The sequence below is a fragment of the Frigoribacterium sp. CFBP 13605 genome, assembly GCF_014839405.1.
Taxonomy (GTDB): Bacteria; Actinomycetota; Actinomycetes; order Actinomycetales; family Microbacteriaceae; genus Frigoribacterium.
In genome coordinates, this window is sequence record NZ_JACYNS010000060.1 from 1 (window position 1) to 15,117 (window position 15,117).

Sequence of the window (15,117 nt, forward strand, 5' to 3'; positions counted from 1 at the left end):
GGGCGGGACCGGCGCCTCCTCGACCGCCACGGCGTCGCCGAGCCCGAGCGCCTCCGCGGGCGCGGCCACCACGCTGCCGGCGGGCGAGATCCCCGACGAGACCGCCGGGCCCTACCCTGGCGACGGCTCGAACGGAGCCGACGTGCTCGAGCGGTCGGGCATCGTGCGCAGCGACATCCGGTCGAGCCTCGACGGTGGCACCACCGCGGCGGGGGTGCCGATCACGCTGAGCATGACGGTGCTCGACATGGCGAACGGCGACGTGCCGTTCGCCGACGTCGCCGTCTACGTCTGGCACTGCGACGCGGCCGGCGGGTACTCGATGTACTCGGACGGCATCACGGGCGAGACCTACCTGCGCGGCGTGCAGGTCGCCGACGCCTCCGGCACCGTGACCTTCTCGTCGGTCTTCCCGGCCTGCTACTCGGGGCGATGGCCGCACGTCCACTTCGAGGTCTACCCCGACGTGGGGTCGATCACCGATTCGACGAACGCGATCGCGACGTCCCAGCTCGCCCTGCCCGCGGACGCGTGCCGGACCGTCTACGCCCTCTCGGACTACGACGGTTCGACGGCCAACCTCGGGCGGGTCAGCCTCGCCGACGACAACGTCTTCAGCGACGACAGCGGGGCACTCCAGCTGCCGTCGGTGACGGGCGACGCGACGTCGGGCTACGCACTGGCGCTGACCGTCCGCGTCGACACGCGGACGACGCCCACCGCCGGCGCCGCACCCGGTGGCGGCGGCGCCCCCGGCTCACGCTGAGCCGCCGAGACCCTACGGCGACGCAAGGAGGTGCGGTGCGAGACCTCCTCGCACCGCGCCTCCTCGGGTCGTCGCCTACTGGTAGACGCGCACGTAGTCGACCTTCATCTGCTGCGGCAGCGGTGTGCTGCCGTCGGGATAGCCGGGCCAGGCACCTCCGACCGCGACGTTGAGGATAATGAAGAAGGGCTTGTCGAAGACCCACGGGTCGCCGCCCGTGCTGGCCGGCGTGACCTGGTGGTAGACCTGCCCGTCGACCGACCAGGTGATCGAGCCGGGTGCCCAGTCGACCGCGAAGGTGTGGAAGTCGTCGGCGATCGACCAGCCCTGCGGGTGCTGCCACGTGCTGGTCAGGCCCTCACCGCCCGAGTAGCCGGGGCCGTGCACGGTGCCGTGCACGCGGTGCGGCTCGAAGCCGACGTTCTCCATGATGTCGATCTCGCCCGCGCTCGGCCAGGCGTTCGTGGGCAGGTCGGCCCCGAGCATCCAGAAGGCCGGCCAGATGCCCTGGCCGCGCGGGATCTGGATGCGCGCCTCGACCCGGCCGTACTGCGCCGTGTACTTGTCCTGCGTGGTCAGCCGGGCCGAGGTGTACGACCCGTCGCCCTCGCGCTTCGCGGTGATCACGAGGTTGCCGTTGCCGTCCAGGGCCGAGTTCGACCGCGAGTTCGTGTAGTTCTGCAACTCGCCGTTGCCCCAGCCGCCCCCGCCGGTCTCGAGGTTCCAGACCGAGGGGTCGGGGGCGCTGCCCGCGCCGCCGTCGAACTCCTGGGACCAGACGATCGCCTGCTGGGCGGAGGTCTCGGCCGAGGCCGGGGCGGGCGTGGCGGCGACCGTGGTCGCGGCGAGCGCCGCGGCGGCGGCCAGACCGACGCCGGTCAGGGTGCGACGCGTCAGGGTGCGACGGGTCAGGGTGCGTGTCGTCAGGTGCTGGTCGGCCCTCATCATGTCTCCGCTCGTCGTCGTGCGTCGGTTCGTGTCCGTGCGTCGGTTCGTGTCCGTGCGTCGGTTCGTGTCCGTGCGTCGGTTCGTGTCGCCAGGGCGTCCGGTCACGGGTACGTCACCACCCGGCTCGGGACGGTGTTGCCCGCAGGCGTCGGCACCGAGTCGCCGACGCCGTTGATGACGCTCGAGATCGTGCCGACGTCACCGAGCGAGACCGTGAAGACGCCGTGGGCCTTCACGCCCGGCGCCCGGGGCACCTCGAAGGCCTGCGCCAGGCGCACCTGCGGGTTGGCGTTGAAGAACGAGTACACGCCGCCACCCCAGATCTCGTGGCTCGTCACACCGTCCGCGACCTTGTACGCCGCCCAGCCCTCGCCGGTCGGGCTCTGCCACGAGGCGTTGTCGGGCACGTCGTACGGCAGCTCGTTCTGGAAGAACACCGTGCGGCCGCGCTCGCCGTTCCACACCACCTGGTACTGCTGGTAGTGCTCGACGAACAGGCCGGTGGCCAGGACGTCGTCGCCGTTCACCTCGACGCCGGTCGCGCCGCGGTTGACCGTCCAGCCCGTGGGGGCGCCGCCGTGGTCGGCACGCCAGGCCCAGATGTGGTCGATGATCGTGTCGTCCGAGTTCACCTGCAACGTGGTGGTCGCGTTGCCCTGGATGCTCGAGCCGACGCGGAAGTACACGTCCTGCACGCTCTGCGGGTTCGCCGCGTGGTCGACGTGCGAGCCCGTCGTGCCGAGTCGCATCAGCTGGTCGCTGTTCTGCGTGCCGGCGTCGACGACGAGCCCCGAGACGTTCACCCCGGCGACGTCGGCCGTGGTCAGCACTGCGTCGCCGCTGGTCGGGACGAGCGTCGGGAAGCCGATGCCCGTGACGACGGTGTCGGCCCGCGTGACCTCGATCGCCTGGTCGAGCGGGTAGGTGCCCGGCGTGAAGAACAGGTTCAGGCCCTGCGCCAGGGCCCCGTTGATCGTCGCGGCCGAGTCGCCCGGGTGCGCGACGAAGAAGTCGCGCATCGGCAGGTCGGTGCCGGGGGTGCCCGGCCAGGTGACCCCGGCCGAGTCCCGCCGCAGCGCGGGGACGAACACGTGGTAGTCCCCCGCGTCGTCGAGGTAGAGGTACGGCTTCTCGCGCGTGACCGGGGTCGTGGCGAGGGTCGTGTAGCTCTTCGAGAAGTCGTTCGCGGGCGCGCCCTGCACGCCCGAGAAGGTCATGTTCCAGTTGCCGCCCTGCCACGAACCGAGGGTCGAGTCGCGCGTGTACCACTGCTGCTGCGACCCCGAGCTGACGGTGCCGTCGACCTTGCTGTCGGCGATGTAGCCGCCCGACGAGTAGCCCTGTCCGCCGTCCTGGTTCGACGGCCCCATCGTCAGGTCGCCCCTGATGTGGACGCGACGCATGGGTGCCGCCTGCGACACGGCCCAGCGGTCGACGCCCGACTCCGGCTCGACGGCGAGGTTCTCGACCGACCGCCAGAAGTTCTGGGTGGCGTTCTTCTCGTCGCCGGCGTTCCACCCGGAGTCGACGTTGACCGCACCCCGGATCGTGACGTCGTCGGGGTCCTTGCCGAGCCCCTGCAGCGCCGTGTAGAAGCCCAGGTTCGCGAAGACCCGGCCGTAGGTGCCGGGCTCGAACAGGAAGGCGTGGCGCTGGCCGCCGAACTGCGCCGTCGGGTTGCGCAGCTGCGCGTCGAAGGCCGCGTCGATGTCGGCCTGGATCGTCGAGGCCGGCACGCTCGGGTCGTACACGGTCACGTTCGGGCCGAATTCCGGCCGGTCGCTGGTGGTCACGGTCGGTGCCGACTGCGCGGCGAGCGCGGGCACCACCGCCCCCACGACGCTCGCGGCGACCCCCGCCGCGATCAGAGTCCTCATCCGTCTGTGCATGATCTTCTCGTCTCCGGTGGCGTCTTTGCCACCCGATCCGGACGCTACGCCCGCCTCCACGACGAAACAAGACCCCCCTGTCCAGTACGCGAACGGGGGGGTGCGGGAAAAGTGCGGAGACTGCAGGAGGCGCGGTGCCGGTCACGCCGGCACCGCGCCTCCTCGGGTCCTGCGGGTCAGAGCACCTGGTCGAGGAAGGTCTTCAGCCGGTCGGTGCGCGGGTGGTCGAAGAGCTGGGCCGGCGGCCCGGCCTCGACGACGACGCCACGGTCCATGAAGACGACCTGGTCGGCGGCCTCGCGGGCGAAGCCCATCTCGTGGGTGACGACGACCATGGTCATGCCCGCGCCGGCCAGGCCCTTCATCAGGGCGAGCACGCCCTTGACCAGCTCGGGGTCGAGGGCCGAGGTGGCCTCGTCGAAGAGCATGACCTCGGGGCCGAGCGCCAGGGCCCGGGCGATGGCGACGCGCTGCTTCTGGCCTCCTGAGAGGGACGCGGGCCGTACGTCGGCCTTCTCGGCGAGCCCGACCTCGGTGAGGCGCTCGAGCGCGACCCGTCGGGCCTCGGCCGCCGACACCCGACGGACCCGGCGGAGCGGCAGCACGATGTTGTCGAGCACCGTCCGGTGCGGGAACAGGTTGAAGTGCTGGAACACCATGCCGACCCGACGACGCAGCGCGTCCTCGGAGCCGTGCAGCACGTCCGTCCCGTCGAGCAGCACCTCGCCGCCCGAGGGCTCCTCGAGGCGGTTGATGCAGCGCAACACCGTCGACTTGCCCGACCCCGAGGGGCCGATGATGCAGGTCGTCGAACCGGCGGGCACCACGAGGTCGATGCCGTGCAGCACCCGGGTGGCGCCGAAGTCCTTGGTCAGGCCCCGGATCTCGAGGTCGCCGGCGGTCGGGACCGCGGGCACGGCAGGAGGCGCGGTGAGGATGGTCAACGAGGGGCTCCTGACGTGGCGGGGGCGAGGGGTTCGGTGGTGGCGGCCGAGGCGGTGGCGGCCGAGGTGGCGGGGGCGGCCGTGGCGACCGCTCCCGCCGAGGTCGGCGGGGAGGCCGGTGGCACCGTGCCCGACGGGCGCCTCCCGAACGAGCGGCCCTCGCGCAGCCGGCGGTCGATGACGTTGACCAGGTGCGTCAACGGCACCGTGATGATCAGGTAGAACACGCCCGCCAGCACGAGCGGCGAGAGGTTGCCGTTGGTGATGGCCGCGTCCTGCCCGATGCGGAACAGCTCGCGCTGCGACGTGATCAGGCCGAGGAAGTACACGAGCGACGAGTCCTTGACGATCGCGATGAACTGGTTCACCAGCGACGGGAGCACCTGGCGGATGCCCTGCGGGATCACGACGAGCCGCATCGAGTCGCCGTGGCTCATGCCGAGCGCCCGGGACGCCTCGAGCTGGCCGCGGTCGACCGCGAGGATGCCGGCCCGGAAGATCTCGCCGATGTACGCGCTGGCGATCAGGCTGAGGGCGAGGATGCCCAGCGGGTACGGGTTCCCCCGCGTGAACAGGTTGAACAGCGGTGACAGGCCCGTGCCGATCAGCAGGATCGTGAGGATGGCGGGGAGCCCGCGGAACACGTCGGTGTAGATGCGGCTGAGCACGCGGGGCAGGCGGTGGCGGCTCGTGCCCATCACCGCGAGCAGCAGCCCGACGACGATGCCGATCGCCGTGGCGCAGAGGGCCAGCAGCAGCGTGTTCCACACCCCGTAGGCGAGCATGTCGGGCAGCGTGCGGAGCATCGCCTCGCCGTCGAAGAAGCTGCGGCCGATGTTGGCCAGCGCGTCGGAGAAGTTCACGGTCGTCCCCAGCTCACTCGCTCGGCTGGAACTCGTCGGGCACGGGCTGGTCCGGGAAGAACTTCTGGTCGATCTCGAGCCACGTGCCGTCGGCGACGATGTCGGCGACGGCCCCGTCCACGGCCGTTTTCAGCGCGTCGTTGCCCTTCGCGATCGGGAAGCCCACCGGGAACTCGGGCACGGCGACGTTGATCGCGATGGTCTGCGAGCCGTTCGACGCCGCCGCGTACTCCTCGGCCACGGGGAAGTCGAGGAAGTGCGCGTCGATCGTGCCCGAGCCCAGCGCGGCGACGGCGCTGTTGTTGTCGGGGAAGCGCACGAGCTCGGCACCGGTGAAGTTCTCCTGCGCGTAGCTGTCCTGGATCGTGCCCTGGACGATGCCGAGGCGCTTGCCGTCGAGCGAGGACTCGTCGTCGGTGATGCCCGAGCCGTCGGCGGCCAGCACCGAGATGTACCCGATGAAGTAGTGGTCGCTGAAGTCGACGGTCTTCTCGCGTTCTTCGGTGTCGCTGATGGACGCGGCCGCCATGTCGAGCTGCCCGTTGGCGACGGCGGGCAGCAGGGCCGAGAACTCCTGCGTGACGAACTCGGTCTCGAGCCCGAGGCGCTTCGCGACCTCCTTCGCCATCTCGACGTCGAAGCCCTGCAGCTCGCCGTCCTCGGTGTACGCGTACGGCTTGGTGTCGCCGGTCGTGCCGATCCGCAACGTGCCGGCCGAGACGGTGCCCAGCTCGTTCGAGGCGCCGGCTTCGGCGCCGCCCGACGAGCAGGCGGTCAGGGCGAGGCCGAGGGCGGCGACCGCGGCGAGGGCGGCAGCGAGGCGGGTGGTCGTTCGTCTGGTCATGGTTCTCTCCTGTCAGGGCGGTGCGAGGCGGTGCGGTGCGAGGGGAGTGCGGGGTGGGTTCGGGAGGCGCGGGTCGGGTGGATCAGGACGGCACGGCCAGGCGGTCGACCGTGTCGGTGGCGGCCGCGGCCGTGTGGTCGTCCTCGTCGAGCCAGGACGTGCCGTCGTAGCCGCGGTCGGGGCTCATGAAGTCGATGTCGGTGAACGGTTCCTCGTCGACGGCCAGCTGCGCGAGCAGCTCCCCGATCGCGGGGGCGTGCTTGAAGCCGTGGCCGCTGTCGCCGCCGGCGACCACGACGCGGGGGTCGCCGCCGGGGTGGCCGATGACGAACTGCCGGTCGGGCGAGTTCGTCACCATGCAGGCGATCGCCTTGGCGGGGGTCGGGTCGAGCCCCGGGAAGGCCCGGGCCACGGCTGCCGAGAGCATGCCGTAGTCCGCCGCGGGGTGGATGTACCGGTCCACGGTGTCGGCCTCGGCGTCCTCGAAGGCACCGCCCGAGTCCTCGAGGCCGATCTTGACGGCGTAGCCGTCACCGTCGCCCCGGTCGGCGCCGTGGCCCCAGAGGGTGGTGCCGTCGGGCAGCTGGCGGATGAACACCGGGAAGGCCGCGAGGTCGAAGTCGCCGCCCGGTGCCGTCGCCTCGGGGGTCGTGCCCTCGAACCAGAAGAGCGGGGTGCGGCGGGCGACGAGGGGATGGTCGACGAACTGCGGGGTCCAGGCACCGAGCGTCACGACCACGCGAGCGGCCCGCAGCACGCGTCCCCCGGCCGTGACCTCGACTCCCCCGTCGACGGGGTCGATCGCCGTCACCCGGGTGTCGGTCAGCACGGTCGCGCCGAGCGACCGGGCCACCTCGACGGCGGCCCGCACGCCCTTCTCGGGGTAGCTGATGCCGGCGGCGGGGTCCCACACGCCGATGTCGTCGGGGCCGAAGCCGGCGTACTGCGGGAACCGCGCGACGAGTTCGTCGTGCTCGAAGACCGTCGACTCGAGCCCGGCCTCGTGGACGGCACGCAGGGTGCCGGCGACGACGTGGCCGTCGCGGGGGCCGACCATGACGCCGCCGGTCTGACGCAGGAGGGTCTGACCGGTGCGCTCGCCGAGGTCGTACCAGAGGTCGCGGGCGCGGGTCGCGATCGGGGCGAGCCCCGGGTGCTCCATGCAGGCGATGCGGAACAGCCGGGTCGCGCCGTGGGTCGAGCCCATCGGGTGGCCGATGCCGAAGCGCTCGACGCCGATCACGCGCCGTCCCCGCTCGGCGAGGCGCCAGAGCGCCTGTGCCCCCCAGGCGCCGAGCCCGACGACGATGACGTCGGCGTCGAGGGACGGGTCGGTGGGTCCTGGTACCGAGGAGGCGGTGGTGGCGTCGTTCATGGCCCCTGTCTATTGCGTCGGCACTTGCGCCCTCAAATACCAAAAAGGGATGATCTGATACGCGCTGCATATGAGGCGCGACCGACGAGAGGCCCGTCATGGAGATCCGAGAGCTCACCTACTTCATGGCGGTCGCTGACGACCTGTCCTTCACGAAGGCCGCCGCGCGGTTGCAGATGAGCCAGCCGCCGCTCAGCCAGGCCATCTCACGACTCGAGGCGAAGCTCGGCACGCGGTTGTTCGAGCGACAGGCGCGGACGGCCCCCCGACTGACCCCCGCGGGTGAACTGCTGAAGCGCGAAGGCAAGCGCATCCTGCACCAGATCGAGCAGACCGAGTCGCTGCTCGACTCGGTCGTGGCCGACGTCCAACCGCTGCGGGTGGGCAGCATCAGCTCGGTGCTCGCCGGCCTGCTGCCGACCGTGGTGCGGGCGTTCTCCGCGTCGCACCCGGGTGCCCGGGTGCTCGTCGAGGAGAGCGAGGAGCAGGCGATCCTGTCCGACCTCGTGCGGGGGTCGGTCGACCTGGGGTTCACGCGCGTCCGGTCGATCGACGACCGGTTCGAGGTCGAGCAGCTGGCTCTCGAGCCGCTGGTCGTGGCCCTGCCCGACACCCACCGCCTGGCAGGCGAGACCTCGGTGCCGCTCGGCGAACTGGCCGAGGACGACTTCATCATGTTCAACCGCGAGGACGCACCCCAGGCCTACGACCGCATCGTCATGTCGTGCGTCCGCGCCGGGTTCAACCCCCGCATCCCCATCCACGCGGTCAACGACCTCTCGATGCTGAGCACGGTCGCCTGCGGCCTCGGCGTCTCGCTCATGCCCTACCTCTCGTCGTACATCCCGATCCCCGGCGTCCGCTTCGTCACGATCGCCGAGGACTGGGCGCGGACGGCCCTCTCGATGCTCTGGCTCTCCGGCCGGCCGAACCCCATGACGACGGCCTTCACGGCGCAGATCCGGACCGAACTCACCGTCATGCGCGACCGCGACCTGCGGGCCGGGCGCATCACCCTCGAGTTGATCGGCGGTTGAACCGACGACGCGAGCACGACTTGGGGCACGTCGCGTCCCGTGTCAAGCCCGGTGCGCATCCTCTCCGGGCCGGAGAGGATGGAGCATCTCCTGCCAGTGCTTCAGGGGCGGCACGGTCTCGTCACACGGCCGTGTCGGCGGAGACCGATGCGACGATCGTCGCGTCGCGGGGCCGCGACCCGCCCTAGGGGTCGCGGCCCCTCACAGGCCTGCGGCCTAGTGTGACGACCAGTGCGCGCCCCGGCCGACCATCGTGTCTCCAGACCTCGGACACGACGAGACCGGGCGGACACCCCCTACCAAGAGATCAGAGGTCCATCCCATACCCGTGACGACGCTGTACACACGTCAACAAGCCATCCGCCTGTCGCCCGAGAGCGACGTCGACGCCCTGAAGGGTCGGATCGTCGCCGCATCCGGCGGAGCGCCAGCATTCGTCGACGTCGAGACCGCGTCGGGCAGTCACGTGTCCGTCCTGGTCACCACCCGGACCGAGATCTGGTTCGAGACGGACGACCGTGTCGACGATCCGTCGGCAGCCTCCGTCGCGGAGCTCCCCGACTTCGACTACTACGCCGCCGAGTCGGCGTAGTCGTCCGGCTCTCGCCGGATCTCGGCCAGGCTGAGCTGCGACGACGCGGTGATCAGCACCTCGACGGCCTTCAGCGTGCCGGCCCCCTCGTTGACGGTCAGCCAGAACGGCTCGCCGCCGGTCGCGGTGGCCAGGACGCGGGCCTTGAGGTCCTCGAGCGACGTGTTCGACAAGGTGTAGGCATGACCGTCGTAGACGATGTCGATGCGGTTCATCAGATGGCCTTGTTGATGGGTACGGAGGGCTCGGGCACGATGTGGAGACCCGAGTTGGTGTTGGCACTGACCTCGAGAGCGTGGATCCATGCAGGGTTGATCGCCGGGCTGCGCGAGCCGTAGTACTTGTACACCAGCGGGATGGTCGGGTGCAGCCAGATGCTCGTGCGGCCGTCCCCGACCTGATGGTCGTCCTTCCACGAGAAGTAGAACGACTCACCGCGACGCATCTTCATGCCGATGACGATCTGGAGATGGGCGAGGGTGCGGTCGTCGAAATCGATGGTCAAAGAGCGGTCGTAAGCGAGTTTTCCCATGTCTGGCCTTCTGCGAGATCGGAGCGACCAGGGCCCAGACGGCCGCTCGACGCACTGGTCGTTGGACGACCGATGCGACCAGACGCTACACGACATCTGTCCCCCGACACCGAACCTTCTACCCCGATAATCCCCAACCTCACGGAACTGACGACAGGTCAACCCTCTTCACCAGAACGGGGGGGTCTTCATAGATTGGAGACCGATCCCCGGGCCAGCGGAGGTCGGTCACCCCGGGAGGAAGGTCGGTCATGAGCACCTACGAAACCAATCCGTTCGCTCGACCCGCGGTGATCCACACGTACCCCAAACCCGGCATCTCTCGAGCACACCGCGTGAGCATCGGCCTGACCGGCATCGACCGGAGCAGCAGTGCGTACCGACTGCCCGCCTACGAGGACTTCTTCCTGCCCCGTCCCGCCCACGACGGCAGGTCCTCGCGAGGGAGCACCCGGTGAAGCACATGACCTTCGCCGACAAGTCGTTCTTGCTCGGCGACGAGACCGCCGTCACGGTCCTCGAGTACGCCGCCGCGTTGGCCCACCACCACGACGCGGACGACGTCGAACTCGCGGCGATCAGCTCGGACGGTGACGAGGTGCGAGCCATCCTGTTGCTCGGCGGGGGTGCACCGCTGATGGCCGAGAGTGCTCACACCGAGTTGCCCGAGCCCGACAACGCCGATGCGCTCGCCTACATGAAGCGGCGCCTCGATGCGTTGCGGCACGCACCGTCGGCCAACCCTCTCGACCCGGAGGCGCACGTCGACAGCGCGTACTGCCAACCCGACCTCACCCAGAGTTGATCGAGACGGGTCGACGCGCCTCCGCCCTGGTCGCCCGCGACAACCCGAGATTCCCTGAGCTCGACGAGACTCATCCAGAGAACCGGGCGGTGACCATGACGACATTCGACGACGCGGTCGAGGCACTGAGTCGTGCGCCGATCGGTGATTCGTTGTCACGGCCCTTCCTCGACCTCTTCCCCGTCTCCGGGTTCTCGATCGCGACCGTGGGCCCCGTCCTCGGCAGCGAGACCCTGACGGCGACGGACGACACGGCCCTGCGGCTCGACGAGCTGCAGTTCGACCTCGGCGAGGGCCCGTGCTGGGACGCCATGCGCACCGGCAGCCCGGTGCTGGTGTCCGACGCGCGTGCGTCGTCCAGTGCCGTGTGGCCCACGTTCGGCCCCGCGATCGTCGACCTCGACGTCCAGGCCGTGTTCGTGTTCCCCGTCCGGGTGGGCCCCCTGCAGCTGGGTGCCATCGACCTGTACAGCGACCGGCCGGACGAGATGCCGGGCGAGGCCGTGGTGCGGGCCCAGATCCTGGCCCGAGCCGTCAGTCGCGCCGTCCTGCGCCACACGCTCGAACGGGAGCGACGCGACAACAACCTCGAAGTCGAGCCCGTCGGGGCGCACTCGCGCCGCATCGTGCACCAGGCCACCGGACGCATCCTCGTCCAGGCCCGGGTGTCGGCCGACGATGCGCACCTCCTCTTGCAGGGCTACGCGTTCTCGACCGGGGCCCGCGTGATCGACGTGGCCACCGACATCCTCCGTGGGCGGTTGACGTTCTCGGCCTCAGAACACGGAATCGAGGAACACCGCAATGAGTAACACCGACCGGGAGACCCATCTCGTCGACGTCTTCACCACCCTGGCCGACACCCTCGTCGCCGACTACGACGTCGTCGAACTGCTGCAGACCCTTGTCGACACCACGGTCGACCTGTTCGACGTGAGCGCCGCGGGCATCCTGCTGGCCGAGGCCGACGGGGCGCTCGACGTCGTGGCCTCGACCAGCGAGGCGTCGTACCTGATCGAGGTCATGCAACTGGACTCCGAAGAGGGCCCCTGCCTCGACTGCTACGTCACCGGCGCCTCCGTCAGCGTGCCCGACCTCGGCACCGTGCCCGACCGGTGGCTGCCGTTCGCCCGGGCCGCGTCCGAGCACGGCTTCGCCTCGGTGTTCGCGATCCCCCTCCGACTCAGGGCCGAGACGATCGGCACGCTCAACCTCCTGCGTCGAGAGACCGGCGACCTGAACCCCCGTGACATCCGCGCCGCCCAGGCGCTGGCGGACGTCGCCACGATCGGCATCCTGCACGAGCGCACGGTGCGCGAGGGCGACGTCGTGCAGCAACAGTTGCAGACCGCCCTCGGGACGCGCGTCGTCATCGAACAAGCCAAGGGCGTCGTGTCCGAGACCCACCGCGTCAGCACCGACGCCGCCTTCGACGTCCTCCGGCGCCATGCTCGTGACCACAACGCCCGCCTGGCCGACGTCGCCCGGGACGTCGTCGAGCGCCGCCTCGAACTCTGACCTCCAACGCGAACCGCGCCATGGCCGCCGGACCTGCTTAAGCGATGACGACCAACTTTGTCCAGCCCCTTCTCAGGGGGCGACGTGACTGCGAGTCTGTTCACCGAGCCCGTCGCGGGCCGGCCTGAACCCGGCTCGCGAGGGGTGGCCGATCGGTTCCCGAAGACCATCGGCCCGTGAGTGCCCTCCAACGATCACCCGTTTCGACGGAGGGCACTCACCATCAGACCGAGGCCGCCGCCCGCGCGACGTAGCCCTCGACGAGCCGCTCGCTGGCGGCCTCCGTGTCGGGCACCGTGGCGCGCTCGACCGTGAGCCGGGCCCAGTCGTCGCCCAGCACGAGGTCGGTGACGCACTCCGTCGCCGAGCAGGACCGGTACGCCCGGTCACCGTCCGCGAGCCCGGGCACGGTCACGGCCGTGTCGGGGTCGAGCAGACCGAACTCGATGCGCTGATCGAGGGCCCAGGCGCCTCCGGCCAGGACGCTCTCGCTGCTGTAGGGCGTCGTGTCGTCGAGGATCGAGCACGACGTGGCGACCGCCCGACTCCGGGCCGCGGCGTAGACCGACCAGCCACCGCCCGGGGTCAACACGAACAGGTCGTCACCCGCGCCGAGGGCCTCGCGCTCGAGCGCGGCGTCGGCCACGCAGGACCAGGGCCGGGCCGGCCCGCCGAGCGGCCAGGGGTCGTCCACCACGTCGGCCGACGAGACGACCTCGGTCACCTCGGCGACGACCGGTGCGAAGCGCTGCTCGGACGTGGCCTCGACGGACGGCGCGAACTCCGTCGCGATGATCGACACCCAGCTGTCGCCGACCAGCTGGTCGAAGGTGCAGCCCCGGAAGGTCTCGTCGCCGAAGCACCGGCCGTCGGGATCGTCGCCGTAGATCTCGACGAACCGCGGCCACGTGTCACCGGCGTGCGGGAGGACCTGCACGAGCAGGCCGCTGTAGCCGCCACCCCCGGTCGGGTTGTTCTTGCCGTCCGACGACCCTCCGTCGTTCCACGTGCACGAGAGCCCTCCTTCTTGGGCGATCGCGTAGTCCGAGGGCCTGACGGAGTCGCGGTCGTAGTAGTCCCGCGGAGTCCATGACGCGTCGAAGGCACCGGCGGTCTCGGCCGACAGGAGGCCCGCGCAGTCCACCCCGAGTTCGGTGACCGGCGAGTCGGCGACCGGTGTCGGCGTCGCCGTCGGCCCGGAGGCCACCGGCGTCGACGGCTCCGGGTCGTCACCGCCCGCACCGCCACTCGTGCACGCCGCCAACAGCATCGTCGTCGCGAGCGTCGACGCGAACGCCGCCCCGACCCGTTTCGTCGTCGTCCCCATGTCCCGACGCTACCGAGCAGAGGAGGCGCGGGCCGTCTCGATCGCGCAACGGTCGTACCCGATCGCCGCGGGACGGGGGACAACGGCATCACGGTCTCGTCACGACGAGGCCCGCAGCCGACTCCACCCGTCGACCGGCCCGACCGTGCTGTCTACAGTCGACCGACCGCGCTCACCCGACGCGCGGCACCACTCGTCCCGGGGGAACAATGTCCACATCACGCCGCCTCGGCGCCGCCACCGCCCTGCCCGCCGTCGCCTTGGCCGCCGCCCTCGTCCTCACGCCCGCCACGGCCTTCGCCGCCGAGGGCGACCCCGTGTCGACCGACGCCCCGGCCGGCACCTCGACGCAGACCGACTCGACGTCGGCCGACCCGACGAGCGCCACCGCCGTGACCGTCCCTGGCGAGGCCTCACCGGCGGTGCCCGACCAGGCCGGACCCGACGCCCCGGCCGTCACCCCCACGACACCCGCGAGCGATGCCACCGACACCAGCGGATCGTCGGAGGAGGCGACCGAGGCGGTCGCAGCGGAGGTCGACGCCCCGGTCGAGATCTCGGCCTCGACCCAGGAGGTCGCTCCGGCCGGGACCGCGGCCGACGTGGTGGCCGACGACCTCTTCGTCCTCATCCCCGTCACCGCCGCGCACCCGGGCCAGGCCTTCCCGGTCGTCGCCCAGGGCTTCACACCCGGTGACGTCGTGGACGTCACGGTGTCGGGCGACGGCGTGCCCGCCGATGCCGACTACGTCTCGTTCGACGACTCCCCCGTCTTCGACGAGGACGGATCGACGGTGTTCTGGGTGGAGCTGCCGGCGACCTTCGCCGTCGGGGGCGTCGTCACGGTCACGGTCACGGACGGCAGCGGCCTCTCGACCTCGTCCGACGTGCCGGTGACGGCCTCCGTCCCGGCCCCCGCGCTCGTCGCACCGGTCGGCGCGACGGCCGGTGTCGTCACCGTGAACGGCCAGAACGGCATCCCCGGCGGCTACGCCCTCGTCGAGGTCTACGACGCCGACGATCTGGTCACCGAGCTGCCCGACCCGTCGACCGATGCGCCGTCGCCGGACGCCGACCCGACGACTGAGCCCGACCCGACGACTGAGCCCGACCCGACGACTGAGCCCGACCCGACGTCCGACGCCGAGCCCACCGGCGACGAGATCGCCTTCGAGATCCAGGTCGACGTCGACCCCGTCCCCTACGAGGTCTCGGGCTCCGCGACGGCCGTGGTGCCCGTGGACGCGGACGGACGCTTCGCGGCCCGCTTCGTCCTGCCCGCCGGCGACTTCGCGACGGACGCCTACACCTTCGACGCCGACTTCACGACGGAGAGCGACTTCTCGGAGACCGTCGTCTTCTCGGTCGCCCCGGCCGTCGTCGTGCCCGCCGTCACGACCCCGGGCACCATCGCTCCGACCGCACTGCCGGTTCGTCGCGTCGCCGCCGTGACGCCGAGCCGCGCGACGTCGCTCGCCTACACGGGGTCGGAGCCCTCGACCGCGGTGACCTGGGCCCTCGGCGCCGTCCTCGCCGGGGCCGGTGCGCTCGTCGCCGGCCGCCTGCGCCTGCGCCTGCGTCGCCGCTGAGTCGAACCCGGCGGGCCCCTCAGGCCGCCACGATGTCCACAGCCCGCCACGAGATCTCGTGGCGGGCTGTGGACATCGTGGCGGCGAG

General features: G+C 71.0%; 17 protein-coding genes. 8 read left to right on the forward strand and 9 right to left on the reverse strand.

Translation table 11 applies throughout. From position 1 onward, the window contains the following. Positions 1-766, forward strand: a 766-nt coding sequence (locus IFT36_RS11250) for an intradiol ring-cleavage dioxygenase (RefSeq protein WP_200413161.1), incomplete at its 5' end; no start/stop codon positions are given. Positions 767-841: 75 nt separating this feature from the next. Here IFT36_RS11250 and IFT36_RS11255 read toward each other — a convergent pair. From IFT36_RS11255 to solA, 6 genes are all read right to left on the reverse strand, one after another. Continuing rightward, positions 842-1,714, reverse strand: coding sequence for a glycoside hydrolase family 16 protein (locus IFT36_RS11255; protein WP_249408593.1), 873 nt, complete (start codon positions 1,712-1,714; stop codon positions 842-844). Positions 1,715-1,815: 101 nt separating this feature from the next. Further along, positions 1,816-3,591, reverse strand: coding sequence for a hypothetical protein (locus tag IFT36_RS11260; protein WP_056047054.1), 1,776 nt, complete (start codon positions 3,589-3,591; stop codon positions 1,816-1,818). A 188-nt stretch (positions 3,592-3,779) separates the two neighbouring features. Then, positions 3,780-4,547: an amino acid ABC transporter ATP-binding protein gene (locus IFT36_RS11265; protein ID WP_082460366.1), complete on the reverse strand. Its 768-nt coding sequence runs from the start codon at positions 4,545-4,547 to the stop codon at positions 3,780-3,782. Further along, positions 4,544-5,353: an amino acid ABC transporter permease gene (locus IFT36_RS11270; protein WP_082460470.1), complete on the reverse strand. Its 810-nt coding sequence runs from the start codon at positions 5,351-5,353 to the stop codon at positions 4,544-4,546. The genes IFT36_RS11265 and IFT36_RS11270 overlap by 4 nt, the downstream gene beginning before the upstream one ends. Before the next feature lie 70 nt (positions 5,354-5,423). Then, entirely contained in the window at positions 5,424-6,254 is an 831-nt protein-coding gene (locus tag IFT36_RS11275; RefSeq protein ID WP_200413162.1) for an ABC transporter substrate-binding protein, read from the reverse strand. Between the two features lie 82 nt (positions 6,255-6,336). Beyond that, positions 6,337-7,629 carry an N-methyl-L-tryptophan oxidase gene (solA, locus tag IFT36_RS11280; RefSeq protein ID WP_123570725.1) on the reverse strand — a complete coding sequence of 431 codons (1,293 nt, stop codon included), beginning with the start codon at positions 7,627-7,629 and terminating at the stop codon, positions 6,337-6,339. 98 nt (positions 7,630-7,727) lie between these two features. Here solA and IFT36_RS11285 point away from each other — a divergent pair, with 98 nt between their 5' ends. Both IFT36_RS11285 and IFT36_RS11290 read left to right on the forward strand, forming a co-directional pair. Continuing rightward, positions 7,728-8,666: a LysR family transcriptional regulator gene (locus tag IFT36_RS11285; RefSeq protein ID WP_056047057.1), complete on the forward strand. Its 939-nt coding sequence runs from the start codon at positions 7,728-7,730 to the stop codon at positions 8,664-8,666. Between the two features lie 328 nt (positions 8,667-8,994). After that, complete coding sequence (locus IFT36_RS11290; RefSeq protein ID WP_200413163.1) at positions 8,995-9,258, forward strand: hypothetical protein; 264 nt, start codon at positions 8,995-8,997, stop codon at positions 9,256-9,258. Here IFT36_RS11290 and IFT36_RS11295 read toward each other — a convergent pair. Both IFT36_RS11295 and IFT36_RS11300 read right to left on the reverse strand, forming a co-directional pair. Continuing rightward, positions 9,237-9,473 (reverse strand): hypothetical protein, encoded by a 237-nt coding sequence (locus IFT36_RS11295; protein WP_123570727.1) that lies wholly within the window; start codon positions 9,471-9,473, stop codon positions 9,237-9,239. The two genes, IFT36_RS11290 and IFT36_RS11295, sit on opposite strands and share 22 nt — an antisense overlap. Continuing rightward, positions 9,473-9,790 (reverse strand): DUF7882 family protein, encoded by a 318-nt coding sequence (locus IFT36_RS11300; RefSeq protein WP_200413164.1) that lies wholly within the window; start codon positions 9,788-9,790, stop codon positions 9,473-9,475. The genes IFT36_RS11295 and IFT36_RS11300 overlap by 1 nt, the downstream gene beginning before the upstream one ends. Before the next feature lie 251 nt (positions 9,791-10,041). Here IFT36_RS11300 and IFT36_RS11305 point away from each other — a divergent pair, with 251 nt between their 5' ends. The 4 genes from IFT36_RS11305 to IFT36_RS11320 all read left to right on the forward strand — a co-directional run bounded on the left by IFT36_RS11305 (position 10,042) and on the right by IFT36_RS11320 (position 12,113). Next, positions 10,042-10,248, forward strand: a complete 207-nt coding sequence (locus IFT36_RS11305; protein WP_148053650.1) for a hypothetical protein — start codon at positions 10,042-10,044, stop codon at positions 10,246-10,248. Continuing rightward, entirely contained in the window at positions 10,245-10,595 is a 351-nt protein-coding gene (locus tag IFT36_RS11310) for a hypothetical protein (RefSeq protein ID WP_200413165.1), read from the forward strand. Before IFT36_RS11305 ends, IFT36_RS11310 begins: the two co-directional genes overlap by 4 nt. 95 nt (positions 10,596-10,690) lie before the next feature. After that, positions 10,691-11,407, forward strand: coding sequence for a GAF and ANTAR domain-containing protein (locus IFT36_RS11315; RefSeq protein WP_249408594.1), 717 nt, complete (start codon positions 10,691-10,693; stop codon positions 11,405-11,407). Next, complete coding sequence (locus IFT36_RS11320) at positions 11,400-12,113, forward strand: GAF and ANTAR domain-containing protein (protein ID WP_200413167.1); 714 nt, start codon at positions 11,400-11,402, stop codon at positions 12,111-12,113. The genes IFT36_RS11315 and IFT36_RS11320 overlap by 8 nt, the downstream gene beginning before the upstream one ends. A gap of 223 nt (positions 12,114-12,336) precedes the next feature. On the opposite strand, the gene IFT36_RS11325 is transcribed toward IFT36_RS11320, so the two are convergent. After that, positions 12,337-13,440 carry a hypothetical protein gene (locus IFT36_RS11325; protein ID WP_200413168.1) on the reverse strand — a complete coding sequence of 368 codons (1,104 nt, stop codon included), beginning with the start codon at positions 13,438-13,440 and terminating at the stop codon, positions 12,337-12,339. Positions 13,441-13,649: 209 nt separating this feature from the next. Between IFT36_RS11325 and IFT36_RS11330 the strand changes: the two genes are divergently transcribed. Continuing rightward, positions 13,650-15,029 (forward strand): hypothetical protein, encoded by a 1,380-nt coding sequence (locus IFT36_RS11330; protein WP_200413169.1) that lies wholly within the window; start codon positions 13,650-13,652, stop codon positions 15,027-15,029. Positions 15,030-15,117: the final 88 nt, after the last annotated feature.

Bases quoted from the DNA above. Each gene is read 5' to 3' on its own strand.
- IFT36_RS11255 (WP_249408593.1), bottom strand. From the start codon at position 1,714: ATGATGAGGGCCGACCAGCACCTGACGACACGCACCCTGACCCGTCGC.
- IFT36_RS11260 (WP_056047054.1), bottom strand. From the start codon at position 3,591: ATGAGGACTCTGATCGCGGCGGGGGTCGCCGCGAGCGTCGTGGGGGCG.
- IFT36_RS11270 (WP_082460470.1), bottom strand. From the start codon at position 5,353: ATGCTCCGCACGCTGCCCGACATGCTCGCCTACGGGGTGTGGAACACG.
- IFT36_RS11275 (WP_200413162.1), bottom strand. From the start codon at position 6,254: ATGACCAGACGAACGACCACCCGCCTCGCTGCCGCCCTCGCCGCGGTC.
- solA (WP_123570725.1), bottom strand. From the start codon at position 7,629: ATGAACGACGCCACCACCGCCTCCTCGGTACCAGGACCCACCGACCCG.
- IFT36_RS11285 (WP_056047057.1), top strand. From the start codon at position 7,728: ATGGAGATCCGAGAGCTCACCTACTTCATGGCGGTCGCTGACGACCTG.
- IFT36_RS11295 (WP_123570727.1), bottom strand. From the start codon at position 9,473: ATGAACCGCATCGACATCGTCTACGACGGTCATGCCTACACCTTGTCG.
- IFT36_RS11300 (WP_200413164.1), bottom strand. From the start codon at position 9,790: ATGGGAAAACTCGCTTACGACCGCTCTTTGACCATCGATTTCGACGAC.
- IFT36_RS11305 (WP_148053650.1), top strand. From the start codon at position 10,042: ATGAGCACCTACGAAACCAATCCGTTCGCTCGACCCGCGGTGATCCAC.
- IFT36_RS11315 (WP_249408594.1), top strand. From the start codon at position 10,691: ATGACGACATTCGACGACGCGGTCGAGGCACTGAGTCGTGCGCCGATC.
- IFT36_RS11320 (WP_200413167.1), top strand. From the start codon at position 11,400: ATGAGTAACACCGACCGGGAGACCCATCTCGTCGACGTCTTCACCACC.
- IFT36_RS11325 (WP_200413168.1), bottom strand. From the start codon at position 13,440: ATGGGGACGACGACGAAACGGGTCGGGGCGGCGTTCGCGTCGACGCTC.
- IFT36_RS11330 (WP_200413169.1), top strand. From the start codon at position 13,650: ATGTCCACATCACGCCGCCTCGGCGCCGCCACCGCCCTGCCCGCCGTC.